The organism is Singulisphaera photorubra, from assembly GCF_045290345.1.
Lineage (GTDB): Bacteria > Planctomycetota > Planctomycetia > Isosphaerales > Isosphaeraceae > Singulisphaera.
The window spans coordinates 9,798,310-9,822,656 of record NZ_CP155447.1 but is presented as its reverse complement, the minus strand read 5'-3'; the positions used below and the strand labels follow the sequence as shown (position 1 = coordinate 9,822,656).

Genomic DNA, 24,347 nt, shown 5'->3' with positions numbered 1-24,347 from the left:
CCTTCGACGGGACGGTGGGTTGGAGTTCAAGTGACGTTTGGGGTGACTCGATCATAAGCGACTGCGGCCGGAATCACCCTTTTTTCCAAGGGGGCGTCTCGGGCAGCAGTTTTTCGAAGCGGGCGATCTGCTCGTTCATGTAGGCGCCGGCGTAGGTGCCCGCGAAGAAGCGGGGGAGGGCCTCCTCGTAGAACCGCTGCCAGGACTCGTCTTCCTGACCCGGGTCGATCGGGTAGAAGAGCACGTGGTTGGCTTCGGCCGCTTTGCGATCGCCGGGGGCGTCGCCGATCATGAGGATCTTGGTCTTCTCATACTTGTCGGCCGCGGCGATCCCGAGGTGTTCCTTCTTGCTTCCCATCTCCTGCCCGGCGATCAGCGCGACGTGTGACTTGAGCCCGTGCTCTTCCCACTCGCGGTTCAGGGCCTCTCCGGGGGTGGCTGAGACCACCATGACGTCGGCCTTCCCACTCATGGCCTCGATCGACTGCCGCACGAAGGGGAACGGAGGGACATCGCGGACGATGTCGCCGACCTTCCGATTCACGGCCTCGCTCCACTCCAAGGCGAGGGCGAGGTCCGGGTCGTTGGTCTTGGCGACCTCGGCCTTCAGGGTCGGGTTGGCCAGCTTGGTCTCCCGTTCGATCCAGCTTCTCACGCCGGTCAGTTTCGGCACCTTGAAGCCGCGGCGGGCCACTTCGGGCCGCTCGGTCAAGAGGTCGAGCGCCATGGTCAGGGCAGGGAAGCGGTTGATCCCGCGCCAGAGCGAGTAGAGGTTGACGAACTCCGCAGCTTCACGCGCGTACTTCGAGACGGCTGCCAGGCCGAAGAACTCGATGATGTTGGGGATGAAGCATTCCTTGTGCTTCACCTCCATCGTGTCGAATGCGCAGCCGTCGCTGTCGATGCCAATGAAGAATTCCTGCGTCTTTCGAAAATCTCGAAGGGGCGACTGCGGGTCGGCTGACGCCGTCATTGCAATGTTCCTTTTCGGGTCGAACGGGACGCACCGGTCCCTCGGAAGCCATGAGCTTGGCTCGGCGCATCGATCGAAATCGTAGTCGTCGCCAGCGACGATGTCCAGTCGACGCTCCACCAAAGCGAACCGCTTCGAAAGTTTCGAGCGAGGCGAGCCACAACCTCCTCGACGTCAATGAACCTGGCGGATGCAGCAGTCAGGGTTGTGACCAGGTGGAGTGACGGTTCGACTTTGACGAATGGGTGGCTTGCTTGGAAGGCGGATGGCTGGGCTGATTTCGGGTGTTTTGCTGGTCGCGGCAGTGAGAACGCCGGGCGATGAATGCGTATTGACTCCACGAATTGTTTCTTTGAGGTTCTGTGAAACCTGTGGTATCGTCGGATGTCTGGCGAAGCTGCGGGCCTCGCCAATCTTGATCGAAGAGGACGCCGGAAAGAAACCGGGTGAATTCGACATGGCGACCTTCGAGAAGCCGAAGCCGTCGGATAGCGTTCCTCTCGATCTCTTGTCGGTCATACGGTCAGCGGGCGTGCTGACCGACCGTCAATTTCAGGAAGTCAAAGCCAAAGTCCTCCGCGGCGAGTATTCCAACGATACCAAAGCGCTGGCGACGCAACTTGTCAACGACAAAGTACTTACCGCGTACCAGACGAAGCGATTCCTGAGCAACAAAACGCACGGGATGGTCGTTGGCCGCTACGCCATTCTTGACCGACTCGGCTCCGGTTCGATGGGGCGAGTGTACAAGGCCCACCATTTGATGATGGACCGGGTGGTGGCACTCAAGATCATCGCCCCCGAGATCGCGACGAACGAACGGGTCGTGGCACGGTTCTATCGCGAGATGAAGCTGGTTGGCCGGCTCGATCACCCGAACGTGGTGCGCGCCTACGACGCCGACCAACTGAACAAAGTTCTCTATCTCGTGATGGAGTATGTCAGCGGGCAGAGTCTGGCCCAGGTCTTTCGCAAGTCGCCGATCGCTCCTCCCGACATGGTCAACTATGCCGCGCAGGCTGCGCTCGGCCTGGCCCACGCGCACGAGCAGGGGATTGTGCATCGCGATGTCAAGCCGTCGAACCTCCTACTGACCGACGACCTCAAGATCAAGGTTCTCGACCTGGGACTCGGCGTTTTGATGGAGGCTGACGACGCGTCCTCGTTCGCGACGGCCGATGGGATCGCGGTCGGCACGGTCGACTACATGTCCCCCGAGCAGGCTTGCGGTCGCGACGTTGACGGACGGAGCGATCTCTTCAGCCTTGGTTGCTCGATGTACCATATGATGACCGGTCGCCTCCCTTATCCGGGCGAAAATCCGATCGAGCGGCTCGGCAAGCGGATCAGCGGCCGGCCGGTGCCGCTCTCTGAAGTCCAGCCTAACCTTCCTCCGGGCCTTGTGAAAGTCGTCGATAAACTGCTGGCTCACCGGCCGAGCGAGCGATTCCAGACCGCAACCGAGGCTTCCGAAGCACTCCTGGCCCTGATTCGCCCCAAAGTCAAGCGAGTGGCGCCCCCCGCGGAACGAGAACCGGCCCCAGCCCGGCCCGCCCCCGTGGTGACGCCCCCACCGGTGGCTGCACCCCCGGTCGTGGTCACGGTCAGGCCAAAGTATCCCCGCTGGTTTCAGCCGCTCGCCGGCCTGGCTGAGCGAAAACCAAAAGGGGCCTTGTTCGCGTCCCTGGGCGCCCTGGCGGTCGCGTTCGCCTGCGGCTTCGGAATCGCCCTCCTCGTCCGTTGAGTCCAGAACCGAGACGCCTGCCAAATGGCTGGATTCCTGTCCTTGCTCACCAGCCGGACCGGTCCTTGTCGTGTTCAGAGCCCGTTGGCGGCCCATCGAAACACGAGGACGGCGAACATCAACTGGTGAGCGGTCAGGACGGACCACGCGAGGGCCTGGTTCGACCTGGGCCTCGAGACGTTGTATGCGAGGGCCGTCAGCAACGCCACGACCAAGAGTGGGATCGCGACAGCGCAGCCGACCGAGACCGTCAGACTCATCGTCGTCAGACCCAGGGGAGTGCCGCTCAGATCCTGATTCCTGGTCAGGTCGATCAGGAAGACGGGCAGGGCCGCGACCAGTGGGGCGATGATCGCGGAGTGGAAGAAGAGCTGGCAGGCCAGGACGTCGTCGCCGGGAACGTTCCGCCAGGTGAGTACGCTCCCAAGCGCCGAGAAGCTGGCGCCGAGGGCAAACCAGAGCGCCAGATTTCGCTCTCCCATGGTAAGCATGAAGAGCAGTCCAGCCAGCTCGATCATCAGGAAGATGGCAAGATAGAGGATCGTCGTGGCCCGCCCGGCCAGGGAACGCTTTCCGTCCCGATCGGCGAAAGTCAGGACCAGAGCCAGTCCGGTCAAGGCGTGTCCGACGGAGGTGAGGCCGATCACCCGCCTGGCGTCGGCCGTGGTGGTGAGCGCCGTCATGCCCAGGGCGGCGAACGCGATTCCCCAGAGACCCGCCGCCACGGTCAGCCCCGAGCGTTCTGCCATCGCATTGCCGTCCTTTGTCAGGTGGGTCGACGGCCTTGGACGATCCAGACTGGGCGAAGTGGCACGAAGGTTGTCAGGCCCGCCAGGTCTTGTCCGGGACTGATCTGCACCTGTGTCACGGTCGGAGACCAACCTTCGAGCCGGAGCCGTACCAAAGTCTGCGCGAGATTTTCCAGTCCGACAAAGTTGGCCACGAAAACGCCCTGGGGGATGAGTCGGCTGAGGACGAGGTCGAGGATCAGGTCGAGCTGTCTCCCCGAACCGCCGACGAAGACGGCCGCGGGAGCGACTTCGTCGGCAAGGGCGGCGGGGGCGGCCCCGTGGATGATCCGCAGGTTCCAGGCTTCGAACTGTTTTCGGTTTTCCCGGAGATACTCGAGTTGCGTGGATGAGCGCTCGACGGCGACCACCTCGCGTGTGGGGAACTGATTGGCCAGACCAACCGAAACTCCCCCGAGCCCTGCCCCCAGGTCCCAGATCGGGCCGGGTGGAACGTCCGCGAACCGATTCAAGGCGATGGAGCGGACGTCCCGATGCGTCAAGAGCACAGGGCCGCCCTCGGGCCGGGCGAACTCGTCGTCGGCCGGGACGGCGGGCCGGCTCGTGAAGCCTGGACGCGAGCCATCGCTTTCATTACGGATGAGAACCAGGAAGTTCAGGTCGCGGAACCGACGGTTTGGAAGCTCCTGAATCGCGAGCCGGGTGACGCGTTCGGTCGGGCTTCCGAGGTCTTCGCAGACCCAGACGCGGTAGTCGTCGAGTCCGCGTTCCAGAAAGAAATCGGCGACCGCCGACGGACTCGAGCCGTCCTGGGTGAACAGGCCGATCTTCGGTTTCCCGAGGAGCGGAATCAAAACCGGCGGCGCGGGCCGGCCATGGATACTGGCGATCGCCGCATCCTGCCACGAGTGGGCGGCACGCGCGAACGCGAGTTGGAGGCTACAAAGGGCTGGCTCGATCTCGAGCGGTTCGGAACCGAGTGCTCGCTGAAGCGTGACGCCGACGCCGTAGCAGAGCGGGTCGCCCGAGGCGAGGACCACACAACGTTCGTCAGGTCCGCGGTTCCGGAGGCGCGTGGCCAGCTCGTTGAGGTTATTCGTGATTGCAAAAATCTCGACTTGTCGAGGCTCGACCAGGGCCAGATGCCGCTTCCCTCCCGCGACGAACGTGGCCGCGTTCAGCGCCTCCCTGGCTCGCTCGGAAAGGCTTTCCGTGCCGTTTGCGCCGAGGCCGAGGATGTGAATGGGGCGACTCATGACAGCGCTGCCTTGGCGTCGACCGAGGCGCGACCGAGGATACCGCCATCGAAGTCGAACATGACGGCCTCGATGGAAAGTGCCCCTTTGACGTGAGCCTGACAGGTGGAGGCGGTTTTCGCGGCGATCAGGTTGTAGAGCTCAGTGAAACCTGCCGCATCGATCAAGTCTTCCACATGCCTTGCGGTGTTGGCCGTACCGATTTGGGCCACCAAGCTGTCATCCGCACCGGCGTCTCGGGCGAGATCGGCCAGGAACGTCACGTCGACAGCTCCGCCCGCCACGTGGGTCTGCATTTGCCCCGTGGCCAGCTTGGCCAGCTTCCCGATCATTCCGCAGACCGTGACCTTCGGTACTCCCCGCTCGACGGCCCTGCGCAACCCGTCTCCCGTGAAGATCCCCATTTGCACGAAGGCCATTTCGGGAAGCGCGGGGTAGATCGCGGCGGCAAACCGCTCGGACCGCCCTCCCGTCGTGAGCACGATGTGCTTCAAACTATTGGCGGCGGCCACATCGATCGACTGCAAGACCGACGCCCGCCAACTGGCCGTGCTCATCGGTCGGACCACCCCCGTCGTGCCGAGGATCGAGAGTCCGCCGACGATTCCGATCCGGGAATTGAGCGTCTTCTTGGCGAGCTCCTCACCGCCTGGGATCGAGACCGTGACCTCGACGCCGGGGTCTGGCTGATCGGTCCCGAGGACGATGGCCACCCCCTGCGCGATCATCAGCCGCGGGACCGGGTTGATGGCGGGAGACCCGGGGGGGAGCTCCAGACCGGGCTGTGTGATCGTGCCGACCCCGACGCCTCCGCGAATATGGACCCCCGGCAAGTCGACCCGTCGCACCACCACGATGATCTCGGCTCCATGAGTGACGTCGGGGTCGTCTCCCCCATCTTTGATCACTCCGGCCGTCGCCGTCGCATCGGCAAACGCGAGCCGGTTGATCGGGATGATCAGGTCGAAGCCGAGTGGCGAGGGAACGGACACGGACTCGGGGCGCTCGTCCCGCTCGAGCAGGCGGCATGCCGCCTGAGTGGCCGCCGCCGCTGAGGCCCCGGTCGTATACCCCTCTCGAGTCCCTTGGGGATTGCGGGGGGCGACGGAGAGGCCGCGAACGAGCTGGAATGGAGGGCGTTCGATCTTGAACATGGAATGTGCCTGCGACCCCGATTGAGCGAAGCGGTGACGCGATCAATCTCCCGCCAGCGTTCGATTCCGCGGCGTACTCCTCGCCAGTTCGAGCAGGGCGTTGACCACGGCCGCGGTGACCGCCGTCCCCCCCTTACGCCCCAGGCTCGTGATAAACGGAACGCCACTGACTGAAGAGTCCGCGACGAGCCGCTGCTTCGAGGCCTCGACCCCCACGAACCCGACCGGGATCCCGATCACACAGGCAGGGCGCCAGGCCGTCTCGCGGATCAGCCTGAGCGTTTCCTCAAGGGCCGTCGGCGCGTTCCCGATGGCGACGACAACGTTGCTGCCGACTTCCGTGGCAGCCAGTCGTAGACCCGCGGCCGATCGCGTGATCGCGTCGTCCCCGGCGATTCGCCGCGACCGGGAGTGGTTCAGGAGGCAGTACGTGGAAACCCCTAGAGGTTCAGTCAGATCGCGGCGAATTCCCGACTTGAGCATTTCTACGTCTGTGATCACACTTGCCGGCAATCCCGGTGCGCTCGAATCGGAGCCTTCGCCTCGAAACGCCTTGATGGCGGCCTCGATCGCACCAGGGCTGAACTGCAAGCTGCCCGCGAACTCGAAGTCGGCCGACGCGTGAATCACGCGTCGGAGAACCGCGCGTTCGGCCGGATCGCTCGGCTCGGGGCCAAGCTCGCGCTCGATGATCGCCATCGACTCGGCCATGATCAGGTCGCCCGCGGCTCGACCGTTTGTCGTCCCCTCAATCGAGGCGGTCGCTTCAGCCTTCGGAGCTTTTGCGGCATAGATCCGCGGGGTGACCATCTTGCCGTTCGAGACGAACGTACGTGAGCTGCCGACCACAACGGTCGTGAACATGTTCACGGCCGCTTTTCCGAGGGCCAGGTCCAAAAGCGATACGATCTCGACCCGTTCACCGGGCCTGTACGCGTTCTCGACCAGGCCGACGGGGGTCTCCGGAGACCGATGGACGAGCAGCCGTTCGGCAACGGCCGCAAGCTGGCGGGTTCGTTTCCGACTGGCCGGATTGTAGAGAGCGACGACGAAGTCTGCCTCTGCGGCGGCATCGACCCGGCGAACGATCACTTCCCAGGGAGTGAGCAGGTCGCTCAGACTGATGCTCGCCCAGTCGTGAGCGATCGGAGCGCCGAGCAGGGCCGCGGCCGAGCAGGCGGCCGTCACGCCCGGCACGACCACAAGTTCGGCCGTCGTGCCGACTCGAGCGGCCAGTTCCCAGACCACGCCCCCCATCCCGTAAATTCCCGCGTCACCCGTCGAGATCAGCGCGACCGTGCGACCCTGCTCGGCGAGCTCGAGCGCCAGCCGTGCTCGTTCCACCTCCTCGCCGAGCTCGCGTCCCACGATCGTCTTTCCCGCGAGCCGATCCTCGATCAGGTCGAGGTACCCGCGATAGCCGACAATCGCCTCAGAGGCCGCCAGGGCGGCCGAGGCATCGGGAGTGAGGAGTCCGGCGGAACCCGGCCCGAGCCCAACAACATACAGTGTGCCGGCGACTTGATCTTCAAGACTCATGGGTTCAGCGTACCAGGACGACCATCCGTTAAAAGGCACGGGCATCGATTCACCCGTTGTTCGATTGCAAGGGCCAGAGAGGAAGCCCCAGCAACAAGATGATCGTCACCTTTACCGCCAGCGACTGCAAGAGAGCTTGAGCCGAGAGCCGAAGGAGTAGCCCGGCCGGCCCGGCCGTTTCCTACCGGACTTGCCGGATCTACCATTCCGCCCTGATGGAGGAAGCGAAACCACACCTTGTTTTCCTCCTCACTCCCGATCGCTCAGACTTCGCTCAGTTTATTCAGACGATCGCTTGATTATAATCGACGCCGCCACTCGGGAACTCGGCGGCACGCTTCCGGGCTCCAACCCTCGCGGGGGGTGGCTCCGCCGTTGTCGCGGATGCCGATCTTCCCTAAAAGGAGATGACCTGCACATGCTCGGCAAGATTCTTAGGGTCGAATATATCTTTACAGGAATTGCTCTCACGATTGCGATCTGGGCCCATGGTGCTGAGGACAAAGCTCCGCCAGCCTTTGATCCGACGGCGGACCAAAGTGCCGCGCTCGACCAGATCTCGGCGGACTCGCTTCAAGGGCATCTCTCGTTCCTCGCATCGGACTTACTCGAGGGGCGTGACACTCCCTCTCGAGGGCTTGACCTTGCGGCCGAATATATCGCCGCCCAGTTCCGACGCGCCGGGCTCGAGCCGGTCGGGGATGATGGCTATTTTCAGACGGCCAACTGGCAATTTGCCGAGCCGAATGCCCGAAGTTTCGCGTTCGAGATGCGGCGGGGCGATGACCGAATCCCGCTAACCAAGGACCAGGTGAGCATGGCGGGGTTAAAGGGAATCGACCTCACGAGCAAGCCATCGGTCAAGGTCGAGCTCCGCGAGATCGAAACCCTCAAGCTTGATCAGATTCAAGGAAAAGTGGTCATCACCGAATGTCCGGATCCCGAACGCGTCGCAACCGATCGGAAACCGGCGACCTTGATCGCGTTCAATCGGTTCCTCACTCGCATGCGAGAACTGAAGCCCGCGCTTGTGGTCAATATCAGCCGCGATTTGAAACAGGCCTCCGGGCTCGACGGTCAGCGCTTGATCGATCCTGAATTCCCGAGCGGGTCTCGTGCCTCGCTTGCGGATCGGCTGGGCTTTCCTCTCGTCAAAATTCACGATTCGAAGGTCGTGGAAATCTTCGACGCGCTTCCGATTGGCGAGTCCCCATGGGAATTCTCGGTCCATCTGGATGAGCCCACGCTCAGGCCGGTCAAGATTCGCAATGTCGCGGGCTTGTTACGGGGATCGGACCCGACATTGAAAGAAACGTATGTCCTCCTGACGGCCCACTACGACCACATCGGAGTTCGAGCTTCGGCCGCTGACGATCGGATCTACAACGGTGCGAACGACGATGGCAGTGGGACGGTCACCGTCATCGAAGTTGCTTCGGCCCTGGCCAAACTCAAGCAGCGACCGAGCCGTAGCCTGGTTTTCCTGACCTTCTTCGGTGAAGAGAAGGGCCTGCTCGGCTCGCGATACTACGCTCGCCACCCCCTCGTTCCGATCGCCAAGACGGTGGCCGACGTCAATCTGGAACAAGTAGGCCGCACCGATAGCACCGAAGGCCCGCAGGTTGCCTCCGCGTCCATGACCGGGATTGATTTCTCAACCGTGGGAAATGTCTTCCAGGCCGCAGGTAAGGCGGAGGGAATCCGAGTCTACAAACATCCCCAAAACGGCGACGCCTACTTCGCCAGGAGCGACAATCAAGCTCTGGCTGATCTGGGTGTCCCTGCCCATACCCTTACGGTCTCGTTTGATTATCCCGACTATCATGGACTCAGCGATCACTGGGACAAGATCGACTACGCGAACATGGCCAAAGTCAACCGGATGACCGCCCGTGCGTTGTTGATGATCGCTGAAGACCCTGCCGAACCGCAGTGGAACGAAACGAATCCCAAGACGGCCGTGTATCGTAAGGCGCGGAGTCTTGGCGCAGCTCAATAAACAACGATTCGCGACCGGGCGAGAGTCTCGATGGATTTCCGGCCCGGCCGTGCTACTGCAAACCAACCCGCGGCGGAAACCGCAAGCATCATGAGACTGTAGCAAGGATACCGGGATCTCGTTCCCACGCTCTGCGTGGGAATGCCGTCCGCGACGCTCCGCGTCGTCTTCCCCGGCGGGTTGGGCCGCAGAGCGGCCAGAACGGCATTCCCACGCAGAGCGTGGGAACGAGTTTCTCCCGCGAATTTTGGCCTCCGGGGCAAACAGACGGCCCGGTTTCCTTGCGACAGACTCAGAATCATCGATTCTTTAGCTCTGTCGCGGATCGTTGTGTGGATTTGAGCATGCTATCTCACGAGGACCAGCGAGAAGTAGGACAGATCGACCAGGAGCGCTTCCGAAATATCGAGGAAGACGCGTTCATCAGGATGGCCGATCCGTTCGATGAGCGCGGCGCGATCGAGACGACCACGCTGGCGAAGCTCCTCAACCAATCGAGGGAGGACGGCGGCGGCCTTGAACCAGCAGACCGGGCCGCCTCGATCGAGAATCGCGCCGATCTCGTCGGAATGATACGTGCCCGGACATATGGTGAGGATTTCGTCTTTTTGGGCCAGCGGCCAGCCAAGTCGTGCGGCGGCGGCCGAAGACGCGCTGACACCGGGGACGATCTCGACCGGGACATCAGGCGCGATCAGGCGGAGCCGCTCGGCGACGTACGACCCGGAGCCGAAGAGCATCGGGTCGCCTTCGGTCAGAAACGCCACAGGCCGGCCTTGGCTGGCCTCGTGGGCGAGTCGCTGGGCCACGCGATCGTAGCCGACCGTGCCGTCGTCCGGGCCTCGGCGCATCGCAAGCTCTGCCCCTCGGATGAGCTGGTTGGGGCGGAGCAGGGGGGCGACAACCGCAAGGGCGAATCCGGAGTCATCCCGAGGCCCTGGGTGGAAGATCACCTCGCAGCGTTCGAGGACCTTGACGGCCCGCAAGGTGAGGAGATCGGTTTCCCCGGGGCCGACCCCGACCACATAAACTGTCGCTGGCAGGGCGGACTCTGACACGCGATCACCTCGACTCAGTGATCAGGTGCAACCGTTGGAGCAAACGCTCATCCCACGGATGGAAGGCTGTGTCGGCCGCCGGCATTAGGGCAGGACGCCGTCGCCGTCGGAGGCGATGGTCGTGGCCATGATCGAAGTCATCGGTCAGGTCAGACGAGGCCCGCACGTGATGATGATGGCCGACCTGCGGGAGGCCGATCTCGGATTCGCGACCGAGCAGCCGAACGCGATATTTGCAGAGGTCGCAGTTCATGTGCGGCGCGCCGTGGATTGCCTCGTGAGCCCGGTCCTCGAACGCCTGGAGCAAGAGCGGGTGGAGCCGAAGATGGGGGACAGTCACGATCTCCACGCTCGGGTCGAGTGCGGCATGTCGCTCGGCCGTGTCGCGGATCCGCTTGAGCAGGATGCCATCGAAGAGGAAGTAGGGTTGAACAACAATGCGATCGAATCCGAGTCGGCGGCAGACCGTCAACGCCTGATCGACGTTGGGTGTGGTAACGCCCGAGAAGGCCACGCTCGCCCAGCCCACCCCGTACGATTCCCAGAGGAACCGAGAGACGCGTGCGATATTGGCGTTCGCGTCCGGGTCGGACGTCCCCCGTCCCACGAGGAGGAGCAGAGTGCGCTCGGCGGGGACCTCGCGCAGAGGGGCGATCGTCTCGCGATAACGGACGTGACAGAGCTCCAGCAGCGCGGGGTGGATATCGAGCGCCCGGGCCATCTGAAACGTCACGTTCGGGTGCCGGCCGCGCGATTCCTGGACCTCGCTCGGCACGTCGTTTTTGACGTGGCCGGCCGCCATGAGCATCGCAGGAACGACAACGATCCGGGTCGCTCCGCGGTCGATGAGCTGGTCGATCGCGGCGCCGATCGTGGGCTGGGCGAACTCGAGGAATCCGGCCGCTTGGATCCGGTCGGGGCGGAGCCGACGCCAGGCGTCGGCAAACTCCCAGAATTCTTCCACTCCCGCCTCGTCGCGGCTGCCGTGCGCGGCGATCAGCAAGGCCTCAGACATGGCGTTGATCCACCCCTGGGTTGCAACCATTTGCAATTCGTCGCAACCTGCCATGGTCGTCGGAATTCACCACAAAACTAGCACGCCCCGGCGCAGTGGGTCAAGGCGATCCGAAGAGCCCGCTCCGAACTCCCCAGGCAAACGTAACCGCCAGGATCGCGGCCACTCGCATCACCCGGACCGATCGGCGGACCGTGCGTCGGTTGATCGGCTCGTCCGGCTCACCCAGCAATGGCTTGAAGCCCGGTACGCCTCCATATGTGGCTGGCCCTCCAAGCTGGATGCCCAAGGCGCCCGCCATGGCGGCTTCGCCCCAGCCGGCATTCGGGCTCGGATGGTTGCGGCCGTCGCGCCAGCCGATCCGAATGGCATTTCCGGCCCGCTCTCCCGCGATCCAGGCGGCAAAGCTGATCAACAGCCAGGCCAAGCGCGACGGGATCAGGGCCGCCAGGTCGTCGAGCCGCGCTGAGGCCCAGCCGAAGTCACGATACTTGGCGTTACGGTAGCCGACCATGCTATCAAGAGTGCTGATAGCTTTGAACATCCAGAGACCGACAGGCCCGCCGACCACGAACCAGAAGAGGGGGGCGACGACGGCGTCGGCGTAGTTCTCGGCCACCGTCTCCACGCAGGCTCGACCAATCTCGGCTCCGTCGAGCGTGGCCGTGTCGCGGCCGACGATCATCGCCAACTCGCGACGAGCCGTTTTGAGGTCGATCGCCTCCGACGCCTGGAGGGTCTCGTCCCCAAGACTCCGCGCAGCCAGGCCCCAATAGATCAACAGAGTTCGGCCCATCAGCGAGGGGACCGGGCCCAGCCAATCGCAGGCGGCGACGAACTCCGAAGCAATCAGGCCCACGAACCCGACCACGATGACAGTCAGCCAGACTCCGGCCAGCCGCTCCCTGGACGCTCCGCCGCCTGCCCGCTGGATGAGGGATCGCGCGACGGCCTCAAGGCGAACGATCAAGCGGCCGATGGCCCGGACGGGATGCGGCCATCCTCTTGGATCACCGAGCAGAAGATCGAGCGCCGCCCCAAGTGGGAGCGACCAGACCGCGAGGGTGAGGCTTTCCATCTCAGTCCGCGCTCCGGGCCGAAGGCTCAGCAAGGGCGGCCCAGATCGGCGCGAGATCGAGGTGGGCTCGGAGGAATTCGGCCAGCTTCGCGTAACGTCCGGCGAGGAAGTCGCGATGCGACTGCCATTCGGGCGTGGCGAGGGGAGCGAATCCACGCCGGGCGCGGAGCTGGTTGATGAACTGCTCCGCGAATGGAGCGCTATCGAAGATCCCGTGAACGTAGGTGCCCGAGACTCGCCCTGCCTGATCGATCGCTCCGTCGAGGATTGCGGCCTGGTTGCGGTGTCGAATCAGCGAGAACCAGGGCAGCGTCGAGTCGCCGCGCTCGGTTTCTCCCATGTGAATTTCATAGCCGAGGATGGGCAGGTCCATACCGATCACTCGACCCGACACGAGCTGTCGGGTCTTGCTCTCCGCGAATCGGGTGACCGTGTCGAGCAGACCGAGCCCTTCCACTTGCTTCTGGCTCGACTCGATGCCGAGCGGATCCTCGATCCAACGGCCGAGCATCTGGAAGCCGCCGCAGATTCCGAGGATCTGCGGCCCGTCCGGTTCGGCCCGGGAGGCGATGATCCGATCGGCGAGTCCGACCTGTCTCAGCCAGTCGAGGTCGCGCACCGTCGTTTTCGTGCCGGGGAGCACGAAGAGGTCGGGCCGACCGAAATTCACGCCTCGCTCCACGTAGCGAACCCGGACGCCTGGGATGCGCGACAACGGCCAGAAGTCGGTGAAGTTGCTCATGCCGGGCAATCGCGCGACCGCCACGTCAAGGTCGCCGGGACCGAGCGCTTCGTCGTCGAACGTGGCCGTTTCGTCGATTCCGAGTGAGTCTTCCTGGTCGATCTGCAGGTCGGGCCGATAAGGCAAAACTCCGAGCACCGGCACCCCGGTTCGTTCCCGGACGAACGCCAGGCCGGAATCGAGCAAGGTGACATCACCTCGGAACTTGTTGATGATGAAGCCGACCACGCGTGCTCGATCTCTCGGTTCGAGCAGTTCCCAGGTCCCGATGATTTGCGCGAAGACGCCCCCGCGTTCGATATCGGCCACGAGGATGACAGCGGCGTCGGCGTGGTGCGCCATTTTGAGGTTGGTGAGGTCGTGCTCGGTCAGGTTGATTTCGACCGGGCTCCCCGCTCCTTCGAGGACGACCCGCTCATAGCGGCTGGCGAGGCGGTCGTAGGCGGCGGTCACCCGAGGCCAGAGCGTTGCTTTCTCCGCGTAGTATTCGCGGGCCGACATGACGCCGATCGGGTGGCCCTCGACGATGACTTGCGAGACGCCCCCCATCGGCTTGAGCAAGATCGGGTTCATATCGACGTGAGGGGCGATTCCGCTCGCCTCGGCTTGCGCGACTTGAGCGCGACCGATTTCGCCCCCTTCGAGCGTGACGAAGCTATTGAGCGCCATGTTCTGGGCTTTGAAGGGGGCGACGCGATGTCCTGCTTCCGCGAGCAAGCGGCAAAAGGCCGCGGTCAGTAGGCTCTTGCCGACGTGGCTCGCTGTACCGAGGACCATCAAGCTGGAGGCGCGAGGCGGGAGATCAGAACGAGTCAACGGGGAGGCTCCGAACTCAAGACTTCGGCAAGCGCGGCGATCAGCCGGTCGTTCTCGGTGGGTGTTCTTATGGCGATTCGAAGATGGCCCTGGGTTGCGACCAGCTTGTCATGTCCCGTGAGGAGTGCTCCGACTTCGAGCCCGCGATAGTCGGAACATTCACGGACCAAGAATCCCCGATGGGCCAGGACTTCATGAACTTGCGGGAGGTCCAGACTGTCTCCGAGAGACTGACCAGGAGATAGTTCGGCGCGGGCGGAGCGTTGCCGGGGCGTTCGTGCTCAGGCCAGGCGGGGCGCAGGCCGGGGATCTCCCAGAGGCGATCGGTCAGGCGAGGCACTTCCTCGGATAGGAGTTGGATGACGCGTTGGCGCGAGTCGTTGTCATCGAGCGCCGCGAGTGCGGCGGCCTCGGCGACTTGCGTGATGGTCCACGGGTCCTGATACTGCTTGAGCCGGATCACCATGTCGGGCGAGGCGACGGCGTAACCGATCCGGAGCCCTGGGATGGCGGCGATCGGACCGAATGACCGGAGGACGAGCAGGTTCTCTCGGCTTGTCGCCGCCTGCACCAAGGTCCGCTCCGACTCGTCGGCCAGGAACGGCAAATAGGCCTCATCGACCACGGTCAAGAGCCCGAGCGACGCGTCGACGCGCGGCAGGAGCACAGTCCGGTCCCAGGCCCGGCCGGTCGGATTGTCCGGGTGTCCGGTCCAGAAGACGCCGGCCGCCGGTTCCGGGAACTCCTCCTGGTGCCAGTTGAGGATGTGGGTCCCCCAGGTCTCGATCCTCAACTCGTTCAGGACCGACACGCGGCGATAGTCGCCATAGGTCGGTTCGACCAGGTGAGAGACGGCCATGGCGGGGTCGCCATTCTCGTAGGCGTGGAGCGCCAGGACCTCACGGAGGGACTGAGCGATCAGGCTGATCAGCTCACTGGTTCCCGCCCCCACGACGACGTGATCGATGGGCACGCCATGGAATTCCGCGATCCGTTCCGCCAGCCGAGGGCAACCTGGCTCCGGAAACTCACCGACGTGGTCGAGCCCCGCCCGCGCGGCCGCGATCACCGTCGGTGAGGGGCCGAACGGATTCAGGCATGCGGAAAAATCAATGAGATGACGCTCGCCGAGTCCGTAACGGCGTCGCGCTTCAGCCGGGTTGCCGCCGTGGGGAATGGGTCTCATAGGTCAGAACAGCTTTTGGGGAACGAGTGTCGAGTCCAGGGCGGAACCTCTCCCGCGGGGCGCGAAGATCGCGCTGGGCCGGCGAATCCTCGTGACGCCCCGGGCCCAGCGGCGATTTGGCTCGCGCATTTTGTTTTAATGGTGGTGGCCGGACTTTACGGCCGAGCTCGGCTCGGGTTTGGGAACCGTGGCGACGGCCGGTTTGGCGAACAAGGCCTTCATCGCGGCGTCGAGCGTGGGATATTTGAACGAATAGCCCAACGCCAGTGCCCGGGTCGGAAGTACCTTCTGGCCCTTCGTGATGACATCGGCCACCTCGCCGAGAACCAACTTCAAGAGTGGGTCAGGGGGGCCGAATGGAGCGCAAGGACGCCACAACGACCTGGCCAACGCCTTCGAGAACTCGGCGTTGCGAACCGGGTGCGGGGCCGTGCCGTTGATCGGTCCGGTCGCTGCTGGGTTGTCGAGTGCCAGCAGCAAGATGCCGACGATGTCGTCGATATGGATCCAGCTCATCCATTGCTGACCGGTGGCCGGCTTGACGAGACTGCCGCCATTGCCGATCGGCGCCGCGCCCAAGGGCCACTTGAAGATCGGCACCATGACTCCGAGTGCGCCGGCACCTCGCTCCAGGACGATGCCGGTCCGAACCACGGAGAGCCGCACGCCCAGGGCCTCGACGTGATGCGCGGCCTCTTCCCATTCCCGGCAGACGACCGCCATGAAGTCGGAGCCCGACGGACTCTCCTCGGTCAATTCCGCCTCGGCGGGTGTGCCGTAGTAGCCGATGGCCGACGACTGAACCATCACCTTGGGGGCGTTCTTCGCTTTCGCGATCGCGGCGACGAGGTTCTCGGTGCCGTAGACCCGACTGTCGCGGATCTTGCGTTTGACTTGCGAGTTCCAGCGATCCTCGAAGATATTGTGCCCGGCCAGGTTCACGACGGCGTCGCAGCCATCGACCACGTTCTGCCAGGCGCCCGAGGTCGTTGGGTCGCCCGGGACGATCTCGCGCATGCGCATCGACGGGTCGCGGCGGGCCTGGTCCGAATGTCGGGACAGGATCACCGGCTGATCGCCACGCTCGGCCAGCCGCCGAACCAGGTGCCGTCCAATCAGGCCGGTTCCCCCCGTGATGAACACACGCATCGTGATGCACCTCGAATTCGTGGAACGATCTCGCCTGATGATTTTTTGACGCAAAAGTCCAAGTCGCTGGAACATCTTGTAGCGATTTATCGGCGATCGTCAAGCGGTCGGGGCGATCCTGGCGGCTCACCCTCTTAACTTGTTCTACATGCCAGCCAATTTTGAGGTTACGATCAGGAACAGGTTGGCTGCACTTAGTCCGGATGGTATTGTCGATGACAGAGATCCCCAGAGGAAGTGGCCTCCGATGACTCCATCAAAACCCACTTCGGAAACCGGGAGTCCTGGAGCCCGATGAATCCAACCGTGCGGAAGTTCTTCGACCTCCCTCGACTGAACGCCTCCAAGAGGCCCGCCCCTCTCATCCTGGTCAATGGACTGGCCGAGCAGTCGGAAAGCTGGTTCGCCAACCGGTCTCACTGGTCGAGACATTTCGACGTCAAGGCCCCCGAACTGCTCGTCTACGACGGTGACTCACTGCATCGAAGAATCGATGAAGGCGGCGAGGTCACTGTTGACTATCTTACGGATCGACTCGCAACCTTTCTCGATGAATTCGTTCAGCGTCCTCCGTACCACCTCGTTGGTTCCAGCCTCGGCGGCCAGATCATTCTCACGTACGCCACGCGCTACCCTGAGAAGGTGGGGCGACTCGTCATGCTCTGTCCCTCCGGCCTGCACGGGGACGAGAACCTGCCGATGATGGAAGGGGTCAGACGGAGCCAGTACGATACTCTTGTTCAGTCTGTCTTCCACCGCTCTCATTTTGCCAGCGAAGACCTTGTGGCGGTGATTGAGCGGAAGTTCCAGGACCGGAAGTGGAAGAAAGGGGTGCTGCGAACGCTCCGGGGGACCGTCGGCCACTCGGTCGCACCGCTGTTGAGCCGGGTTACGCAGCCGACCCTGTTGATCTGGGGCGAGAACGACCAGGTCATCGCCGACGTCCCGGGATCGATCCGCGCGGCCGACCAGATGCGTAACGTTCGGCAGGTCGTGATCCCCCGGTGTGGCCATGCTCCTCAGATTGAGAAGTCGCGGCTCGTCAACCAACTCGTCCTTCAGTTCCTCCACGATAAACTTGGGACGATCCCGCCGACGCTCATCCCGGCTCGGTTCTGGCCTTATCAAGTGAAGAGTCCGACGTCGACCGTCGTGAACCAGAGCCGATGATTTGCTGCACCCTGCGCGCGGTTCCATGTGGCCTGACTGGCTCGTTCCTTCCCCGTTGAGCACCGATGAAAGATTTCTTTCTGTTCCTCGGCAAGTTCTTCAAGCATGGAACGGCGATCGCCAGCCTGGCGCCGAGTAGCCCTTGGCTTTCACGGACAACCGTGCGCAACATCCCCTGGGAAAGCGCTCGAGTCGTTGTGGAACTGGGAGCCGGCACCGGCCCGATCACGAAGGTGATCGCCGATCGAGTGCATCCGGATTGCCGCGTGATCATCCTGGAGCGAGACCCCGACTTCGCTCGGCTGCTTCGTGAACGATTCGCCCACCGAGCGAACTTCGACGTGGTTGAAGGGGACGTTCGCGATCTCACCGAAATTCTCAATCAGCGGGGGATCGAGCAGGTCGATTACGTCGTTTCCGGCCTACCCGTTCCCTCCTTTCCGAAAGCGTTGCAACGCGATCTCTTTCGCGCGGTCAAGCAAGTACTCGCCCCGTCGGGAACGTTCAACCAGATCACCGAGATGCCGTGGGTTTATCAGCGGTTCTATCGTCGGTTCTTCGACGAGGTGACGTTCGTGTTCGAACCTCGCAACCTTCCCCCGGCCGGTGCCTATTTTTGCCGGGGTGTGAAGGAAAGTTTCTGAGATGAGCCTGTTATTTCCGTTGGTCTCCCTCGCCGGTTCCCGTCCGGTCCGGTCGGTGGTGAATCGTACGTTTCACTGGAATGCACACCGACGCGTCCAGCAACTGGCGAGCGCCCACGCCACGCTCGTTCAGGAACGAATGCTTATGCGATTGGTCGGTAAGGCCAAGGGGACGAGGTTCGGTCGCGATCATCGGTTTGCTTCGATTCGCTCGGTCGCGAACTTTCAAGACGCGGTCCCGCTGCGCACCTACGACGATCTCTGGCGTCAGTACCTCCGCGACCAGTACCCGATTTTCGATAACCTGACCTGGCCCGGCCGGATCCCCTACCTCGCGCTGACCAGTGGCACGACGCAAGGCGCCACGAAGTTCATCCCCGTGTCGCGGGCGATGCTCGCATCGAACCTGACAGCGGCCAGGACGATGGTGTCGTACCACCTGGCGCATGTCCCGGATTCACGCCTCTTTCACGGCCGACTCTTCTTCCTGGGAGGATCGAGCGACCTCGAGCAACCGGCGCCGGGCGTCCGCCAAGGGGACCTGAGTGGGATCGCCTCCAAAGAAGTCAGCGAGTTGCTCCGCCCTTATACGTTTCCCCCGCTGAAACTGGCGCTGGAGCCGGACTGGGACCGCAAACTCGCACTCCTGGCCGAGCGAAGCTTGCGTGAGCCCATCACACTGGTCGGGGGTGTTCCGAGCTGGCTGCTCGCCTTGTTTCAGCGTCTACTCGACCTCTCGGGCAAGACCACGATCGCTGAAGTCTGGCCCAGGCTCGAGGTCGTCGTTCACGGGGGCGTCAAGTTCGACCCGTACCGCGAGGCCTTTGCCAAGGTCCTGGGCAGTCCCCGGATCCGCCTTCAGGAGTCATACCCGTGCTCTGAGGGGTTCATCGCCTTTGGTGACCCAGCGACCGGGCATCTGCGCCTGCTGTTCGATCATGGGATCTTTTACGAGTTCGTACCCGTGGACGAGCTCGAGTCGGACCGTCCCACGCGGCACTGGCTGGGGAATGTGCAGGTTGGCGTGAACTATGCGATCGTCGTGTCGACCTGCGCGGGGATGTGGTCGCACGTGATCGGCGACACGGTGAGGTTCGAGTCGGTCGATCCACCGCTCCTCACCTTCACCGGCCGGACCAAGTACACGCTCTCCGCATTTGGCGAGCATTTGATCAGTGAAGAGGTTGAGGCCGCCGTTGCGAACGCTTCGGGGCGCACGGGAGCGTCGGTGCGGGAGTGGCACGTCGGCCCCGTCTTCCACGGAGCCCTTGGCCATCATCTCTTCATCTTTGAGTTCCTCAATCCGCCCGAAGACTTGCCGGCGTTTCGCCGCGCCCTCGATTCCGACCTCGCCGTCCGCAATGCCGACTACCAGGCCCATCGCGTCGAGGGTGTCGGTCTTCCTTTACCGGCATTCATCGTGTCCCGGCCAGGTGGATTCGACGCCTGGATGCGGTCGCGCGGCAAGCTCGGCGGCCAGCACAAAGTCCCTCGAATGGATAACGCAGGGGAACTCACCCACCAACTCGCGGAGTTCCTCCGCACGCAAGGTCTGGTCGAGCGAGAGTTGCCGCTGGGGGGAGCCTGAACGATTGGGGTGTCGAGTACGGACGACGAACTGGCGGCTCTCGAAATAGTGGTCGCATTGCCATTCCGCAAGGCATAATCTCAAAGAGCGGCTCTGCAACTTCCTTTTCCGATCGCCGTGATTTCACAGGTCCTCACTCGTTCATTCCTTAGGAACAAGGGCAGGATTCCATGGGCACTCGGCGCCGTCGAAGAGTTCCGATCGCCTTTCCGCTCACGAACTCGTTCCAATCGCTGGAGCCTCGATTACTTTTGTCAGCGGTAGTCCAGGTCGATGCTGTCAGTTCCGACTCGGCTTCCGGGAAGCCGCTTGCTCGTAAGAACCTATCGATTCCGCAACAAGTCCGTAATTTTGGTCCTGCAAGAACTCAGCCGGCTGGGAATGACTTGGGGCTGCGAGGCTTTCTGCCGCTCTCTCAGTCGAGAGTTCGCCCGAATCGGAATCCTGCGCCCGCACCAATTAACGGCGCTCGGGCGTATCGCTACCTGAGCCAGATCACCGATCTTGGTCCTCGGCCGGCAGGCTCAGCGGCCAACACGCTTCAGCGGCAACTCGTCGCGCAGCATTTCGCCCTGAACGGGGCGGTCGTTCGCGAACAACCGTTCTCGAGTCTCGACCCATTGAGCGGGGCCACAGTCAGGATGGCCAACCTGATCGGATCGTGGCATCCCGAGCGCACCGAGCGGGTGGTCATCGCCGCGCACTATGACACTCGCCCTTATGCCGACCAGGAAAGCGATCCGACCCTCCGCCGGACCCCTTACCTTGGAGCCAATGATGGCGCCTCGGGAGTGGCCATGCTCATGGAGCTTGCCCATCATCTCAGGACCTTGCCGACGAGCGTGGGGGTCGACCTCGTGCTTTTTGATGGCGAGGAACTTGTCTACGACGAGCGAGGGGAATACTTCCTGGGCTCGAAGGAGTTCGCTCGCGAGTACGAACAAGCCGTCAAGCAGGGCTCGTCCGCCAGCCGCTACCAGGCTGCTCTCGTGCTCGACATGGTGGGAGGGAAAAACTTACAGATCTCCAAGGAACCGTACAGCCTTCAATTGGCTCCCAAGTTGGTCCAGGACGTCTGGACGGTTGCGCGTCGACTCAAGGCCCCCGCGTTTCGTAACCGTGTCGGTCGCGCGGTCCTTGATGACCACATCCCGCTGAACGACAGCGGGATTCCCGCGATCGACGTCATCGACTTCGATTATCCGTACTGGCACAAGGCGCAGGACCGGCCCGAGAACTGTTCGCCCGCGAGCCTCAGGCAAGTCGGGCGAGTAGTCACGGGCTGGCTGACCACGAAATAGCCTCGGTGATGACGAGCGGTGGTGCGGGATACCGATTCGCAACGGAATCGACGAGACCGGACCGTCGAAACCCCACCCAGAACGTACTGCTGGACCGACAGGAGGCTCGGTGCAGCTCGAGACTGGAAAGGGGCGTTCAGGTCGGGAGAAGCCGATTGAGCGCTGCGTATGATCGGCGCTCAGATCGAATTCAAGCCGCGTTCTTCTTTTCCTGAATCAAACGGACAATCTGCCCCACGGAGTCGAGGTTATCGACGCCGGCCTCGTGGGCTTCAATGGTCACGTTGAACCGTTCCTCAAGGAAGTTGACAAGCTTCAATGTGCTGATCGAATCGAGAATGCCGCCGGTGATCAGGGGCGTCGTTTCGGTCAACTCGCTCGGGTCTTCGCCAGGGAGGAATTCACTGAGGATGAACTGGTGGATGCTCTCTTGAATATCGTTCATGGGGACCTCTTGAGCAACGGGGGGGGAAGTCAATCGCACTCGGCGCCGAAGCCTGCTGCGAGGAGGGCCTCGAAGCGAGGGTCGGGTTCGATCACGGGGCGCGCCCCGTAGCGAACATGGAGCGGGTTCTCAAACGCCTCGTGGAGGACGCGACCTTCCATGCTTTCCGGGACCCGCAGGCCGAGCATGGTCAGCGCCGTCGGCGCGACGTCGTGCAGGTTGGCATGAAGGTCTACCCCCGGCTTGATGTCAGGGGCGTCGATGGCGATGATCCCGTCCATGTAGTGCGTGGCGGGGAGGTTCGGGTCCGGCTTCAGGATCTCGTTGCGAAGCGTCACGCCCCATTTGGCCTGGGCCTGGTAGCCGTCGGCAGAGAGGGCAAGGACCTCCGGTAGCCCCTCGGCGGCCGGGTCGAGCCCGTACCGTGCGGCCACGTCGAACACGTCGCGAAAGAGCGCGGCACCCGTCTCGGGGTCGCGGGCTTCGCGACAGATCTCGATTACTTCACCACGAACTCGTTCCGCGGCCGCCTCATGCGGGACCACGGCTCGGTTGACGAAGAGACAGCCACTGAGCTGTCCGAATGGGGCGTAGACCGCCGTTCGCTTCCAGTCGCAGCCTACCTGGCCTTCGATCGAACGCGGCAATCGGCGTCCCGCCCCGCCCGGTGCGCGTCGGGTCATCCAGCGATGAAACCGGTCTCCCAGTCGCTGCGCCCGGTACTTGAATCGAGTGCCGTACATCAGGCCGCGCTGAAGACCGGCCTGGCGCATGAGTCCGTTGACGTTCACCAGCGCTTTGCAAGGACCAAAGCCATGGTCGGAGACCGCGATCACGGCGGCATCGCGTTTGGAGGCCAACTCCATGAGCCGCCCTGCGCTGTCGTCGAGCGCCTTGAGGCAGCTCTCGACTTCCACGTTCCACCCTTTTTCGCGAACGCCGGTCTCGTCCACGTCGAGGTAGGGCCAAAGCCGGTGCTGCAAGCTATCCAGGTTATGGAAGTGGACCATCATCGCCGACCAGTCGGTTCGCGCGTCCGCCCGCTCCGCGGCTTCAGCCTGGGCGTGAAAGGTCGCCCGATTCTTCTCGGCCTGCGATTGCAGGTCCTCGAGCGTGCGAGGGCGCTTCTTCCAGACGATCTTGTGCGTGTAGTCGGGGACCTGCTCGAAGATTTCCTCGGCGAAGTCGGGACACTGGGCGAACGCCCAGGTCAGGCCGGGAGCGTCCGAGCCGGCGACCACCACCCCGCGGACTCGCGGAGGGGGGTAAGTCATCGGCAAGTTCAGGCTCACGACCTCTCGACCGGCCGCGGAGAGGATTTGCCAGAGGGTCGGCACGCGAACCCGCCCGGCATGATTCGAGCGAATCGTCCGGTCGGACGGCTCGACATGATAAAATTCGTGGATTCCGTGGGTGGGCGGGGTGCATCCGGTGGCAAACGAGGTCCAGGCCACCGGAGTGACCATGGGTTCGGATGACCGGAGCGTGCCCGTGGCCGATCGCCGCCAGAGGGAGGCGAGGTTCGGCATCAGGCCCCGCGCGAATCCAGGGGCAAGGACGGACATGGTCCCGCCGTCAAGGCCGAGGAACAGGACCCGGGACGCGGAAGCCGGCATGGACAGTTGCCTCGGTAACCCCGGGTTCTGCCGCTCCCGCTCCATCGGGGGCCGCCAGCCTTTGTTTTCTTGCACGGTGGACAGGTTTACCGCCATGCAAAAAAGGGCCTAACACCAGGTGGGCCGAAAACTACTCCCTCCCGCCAATTTGGTCAATCCCGAGTTTTGGTCAAGTTGTCAGGCCAATCTTGCCGACCCAAGGGATGATGCCGACTCACGGTAGGGTCGGGTCCGCGCCGTTTCCGGACGAGCGGGCCATATGCTGGGACGGAACGCCCGAATGAGAGTGCCGGCCGATGACCGCATGGACGCCAACGGGCTGTGAACGACTCACACGACAACTCTTGCTCGGGGGCCTCCTACTCCTCGTGGCAGGCTGTCAGGGGCTAGGCAGCAAGCACGCTGCGAATCGGATTCCCCAGTATGGGTGCGTCGACCCGAACCAGCCTCGCGAGCTGCAGATGGTGTCGATGCCGGTTTACGTCGTCGAGCCTCCCGACGAGCTCGATATCGCGGTCCGGCCTGCTATCGCCGACCTGACGCTCAACACCGTGCCCGTCCAGGCGGATGGCAATATCGACCTCGGCTTCCTGGGCGACGTCTACGTCGCGGGGCTCACTCTCCCCCAAGTGGAGGAGAAGATCGCCCTTCACATTGCCGCGCAGCAGACCAAGGTCAATTCCAGACGGCCGCCTCAGGTCTCGGTCCGCCTGGTCAACGGAAGCTCCAGCAAGTTCTATTACGTGATGGGGACCGTCACAACCCAGGGCAGGTTCCCCAGCACGGGTAACGACACGGTGCTCGATGCCCTCATGACCGCGGGCCTCCGAACCAATAGCATGCCCGAGAAGGCCTATCTCGTCCGGCCGCACCCTGCGGGTGGTCCCGACCAGATCCTCAAAATCGACTGGTTCGGGATCAAGGACCGGGGCGATACCTTGACCAACTACCAGGTCTTCCCCGGCGATCGCATTGTCGTCCCGGGCGGGAAGCCCCCAGGCCTACTCAGCACCCTGCTCGGCGGGGGTTGACGGTCCATGGGCGAATACGTGGCAGTCGAAGGTTGCGCCGTGAGTTGAATCGGCGGCTCGGCCGATCCAGCCATGATCCCAAAGGGGATCGAGA

Annotated in this window: 20 protein-coding genes; 7 read left to right on the top strand and 13 right to left on the bottom strand. The window is 63.3% G+C overall.

The features are described 5' to 3' along the window. Positions 1 to 73: 73 nt before the first annotated feature. Positions 74 to 973 carry an HAD family hydrolase gene (locus V5E97_RS36660; protein ID WP_406696492.1) on the bottom strand — a complete coding sequence of 300 codons (900 nt, stop codon included), beginning with the start codon at positions 971 to 973 and terminating at the stop codon, positions 74 to 76. Positions 974 to 1,430: 457 nt separating this feature from the next. Between V5E97_RS36660 and V5E97_RS36655 the strand changes: the two genes are divergently transcribed. Then, positions 1,431 to 2,717 (top strand): serine/threonine-protein kinase, encoded by a 1,287-nt coding sequence (locus V5E97_RS36655; RefSeq protein ID WP_406696491.1) that lies wholly within the window; start codon positions 1,431 to 1,433, stop codon positions 2,715 to 2,717. 74 nt (positions 2,718 to 2,791) lie between these two features. Here V5E97_RS36655 and V5E97_RS36650 read toward each other — a convergent pair whose 3' ends face one another. Genes V5E97_RS36650 through cobJ form a run of 4 tightly spaced genes read right to left on the bottom strand, consistent with a single transcriptional unit; the run spans position 2,792 to position 7,460 of the window. After that, positions 2,792 to 3,466, bottom strand: coding sequence for a hypothetical protein (locus V5E97_RS36650; protein ID WP_406696490.1), 675 nt, complete (start codon positions 3,464 to 3,466; stop codon positions 2,792 to 2,794). A 17-nt stretch (positions 3,467 to 3,483) separates the two neighbouring features. Then, the gene (gene cbiE, locus V5E97_RS36645) at positions 3,484 to 4,722 is read right to left on the bottom strand and encodes a precorrin-6y C5,15-methyltransferase (decarboxylating) subunit CbiE (RefSeq protein ID WP_406696489.1); all 1,239 of its coding nucleotides are present in this window, start codon (positions 4,720 to 4,722) and stop codon (positions 3,484 to 3,486) included. Further along, on the bottom strand, positions 4,719 to 5,876 hold the full coding sequence (locus V5E97_RS36640; RefSeq protein ID WP_406696488.1) for a cobalt-precorrin-5B (C(1))-methyltransferase: 1,158 nt from the start codon (positions 5,874 to 5,876) through the stop codon (positions 4,719 to 4,721). The genes cbiE and V5E97_RS36640 overlap by 4 nt, the downstream gene beginning before the upstream one ends. Positions 5,877 to 5,918: 42 nt before the next feature. Then, on the bottom strand, positions 5,919 to 7,460 hold the full coding sequence (gene cobJ, locus V5E97_RS36635) for a precorrin-3B C(17)-methyltransferase (RefSeq protein WP_406696487.1): 1,542 nt from the start codon (positions 7,458 to 7,460) through the stop codon (positions 5,919 to 5,921). Positions 7,461 to 7,833: 373 nt separating this feature from the next. Between cobJ and V5E97_RS36630 the strand changes: the two genes are divergently transcribed. Beyond that, entirely contained in the window at positions 7,834 to 9,414 is a 1,581-nt protein-coding gene (locus V5E97_RS36630; protein ID WP_406696486.1) for a M28 family peptidase, read from the top strand. Positions 9,415 to 9,761: 347 nt separating this feature from the next. Here the strand turns inward: V5E97_RS36630 and cobI are convergent, their stop codons facing one another. The 6 genes from cobI to V5E97_RS36600 form a co-directional block, all read right to left on the bottom strand. Then, positions 9,762 to 10,472, bottom strand: a complete 711-nt coding sequence (gene cobI / locus V5E97_RS36625; protein ID WP_406696485.1) for a precorrin-2 C(20)-methyltransferase — start codon at positions 10,470 to 10,472, stop codon at positions 9,762 to 9,764. A gap of 4 nt (positions 10,473 to 10,476) precedes the next feature. Further along, positions 10,477 to 11,487 carry a sirohydrochlorin chelatase gene (locus tag V5E97_RS36620; protein WP_406696484.1) on the bottom strand — a complete coding sequence of 337 codons (1,011 nt, stop codon included), beginning with the start codon at positions 11,485 to 11,487 and terminating at the stop codon, positions 10,477 to 10,479. 100 nt (positions 11,488 to 11,587) lie between these two features. Continuing rightward, positions 11,588 to 12,565 (bottom strand): adenosylcobinamide-phosphate synthase CbiB, encoded by a 978-nt coding sequence (gene cbiB, locus V5E97_RS36615; RefSeq protein WP_406696483.1) that lies wholly within the window; start codon positions 12,563 to 12,565, stop codon positions 11,588 to 11,590. A gap of 1 nt (position 12,566) precedes the next feature. Beyond that, positions 12,567 to 14,123 carry a cobyric acid synthase gene (locus V5E97_RS36610; RefSeq protein ID WP_406696482.1) on the bottom strand — a complete coding sequence of 519 codons (1,557 nt, stop codon included), beginning with the start codon at positions 14,121 to 14,123 and terminating at the stop codon, positions 12,567 to 12,569. Between the two features lie 67 nt (positions 14,124 to 14,190). Beyond that, complete coding sequence (locus tag V5E97_RS36605) at positions 14,191 to 15,309, bottom strand: aminotransferase class I/II-fold pyridoxal phosphate-dependent enzyme (protein ID WP_406696481.1); 1,119 nt, start codon at positions 15,307 to 15,309, stop codon at positions 14,191 to 14,193. A gap of 135 nt (positions 15,310 to 15,444) precedes the next feature. Continuing rightward, on the bottom strand, positions 15,445 to 16,458 hold the full coding sequence (locus V5E97_RS36600) for a TIGR01777 family oxidoreductase (protein WP_406696480.1): 1,014 nt from the start codon (positions 16,456 to 16,458) through the stop codon (positions 15,445 to 15,447). Positions 16,459 to 16,752: 294 nt separating this feature from the next. Here V5E97_RS36600 and olsI point away from each other — a divergent pair, with 294 nt between their 5' ends. The 4 genes from olsI (at position 16,753) to V5E97_RS36580 (ending at position 21,161) form a co-directional block, all read left to right on the top strand. Next, positions 16,753 to 17,628: an ornithine lipid biosynthesis O-acyltransferase OlsI gene (olsI, locus tag V5E97_RS36595; protein ID WP_406696479.1), complete on the top strand. Its 876-nt coding sequence runs from the start codon at positions 16,753 to 16,755 to the stop codon at positions 17,626 to 17,628. Between the two features lie 65 nt (positions 17,629 to 17,693). Continuing rightward, positions 17,694 to 18,272, top strand: coding sequence for an ornithine lipid N-methyltransferase (olsG, locus tag V5E97_RS36590; protein WP_406696478.1), 579 nt, complete (start codon positions 17,694 to 17,696; stop codon positions 18,270 to 18,272). A 1-nt stretch (position 18,273) separates the two neighbouring features. Next, entirely contained in the window at positions 18,274 to 19,860 is a 1,587-nt protein-coding gene (olsH, locus tag V5E97_RS36585; RefSeq protein ID WP_406696477.1) for a lyso-ornithine lipid synthetase OlsH, read from the top strand. Between the two features lie 386 nt (positions 19,861 to 20,246). Beyond that, on the top strand, positions 20,247 to 21,161 hold the full coding sequence (locus tag V5E97_RS36580) for a M28 family peptidase (protein WP_406696475.1): 915 nt from the start codon (positions 20,247 to 20,249) through the stop codon (positions 21,159 to 21,161). Between the two features lie 190 nt (positions 21,162 to 21,351). Here V5E97_RS36580 and V5E97_RS36575 read toward each other — a convergent pair whose 3' ends face one another. Both V5E97_RS36575 and V5E97_RS36570 read right to left on the bottom strand, forming a co-directional pair. Next, complete coding sequence (locus tag V5E97_RS36575; RefSeq protein WP_406696474.1) at positions 21,352 to 21,606, bottom strand: ornithine lipid biosynthesis acyl carrier protein; 255 nt, start codon at positions 21,604 to 21,606, stop codon at positions 21,352 to 21,354. Positions 21,607 to 21,635: 29 nt separating this feature from the next. Beyond that, positions 21,636 to 23,222 (bottom strand): alkaline phosphatase family protein, encoded by a 1,587-nt coding sequence (locus V5E97_RS36570; RefSeq protein WP_406696473.1) that lies wholly within the window; start codon positions 23,220 to 23,222, stop codon positions 21,636 to 21,638. 296 nt (positions 23,223 to 23,518) lie between these two features. On the opposite strand from V5E97_RS36570, the gene V5E97_RS36565 reads away from it, so the two are divergent. Beyond that, positions 23,519 to 24,253: a polysaccharide biosynthesis/export family protein gene (locus V5E97_RS36565; RefSeq protein WP_406696472.1), complete on the top strand. Its 735-nt coding sequence runs from the start codon at positions 23,519 to 23,521 to the stop codon at positions 24,251 to 24,253. The last annotated feature ends 94 nt before the right edge of the window (positions 24,254 to 24,347 follow it).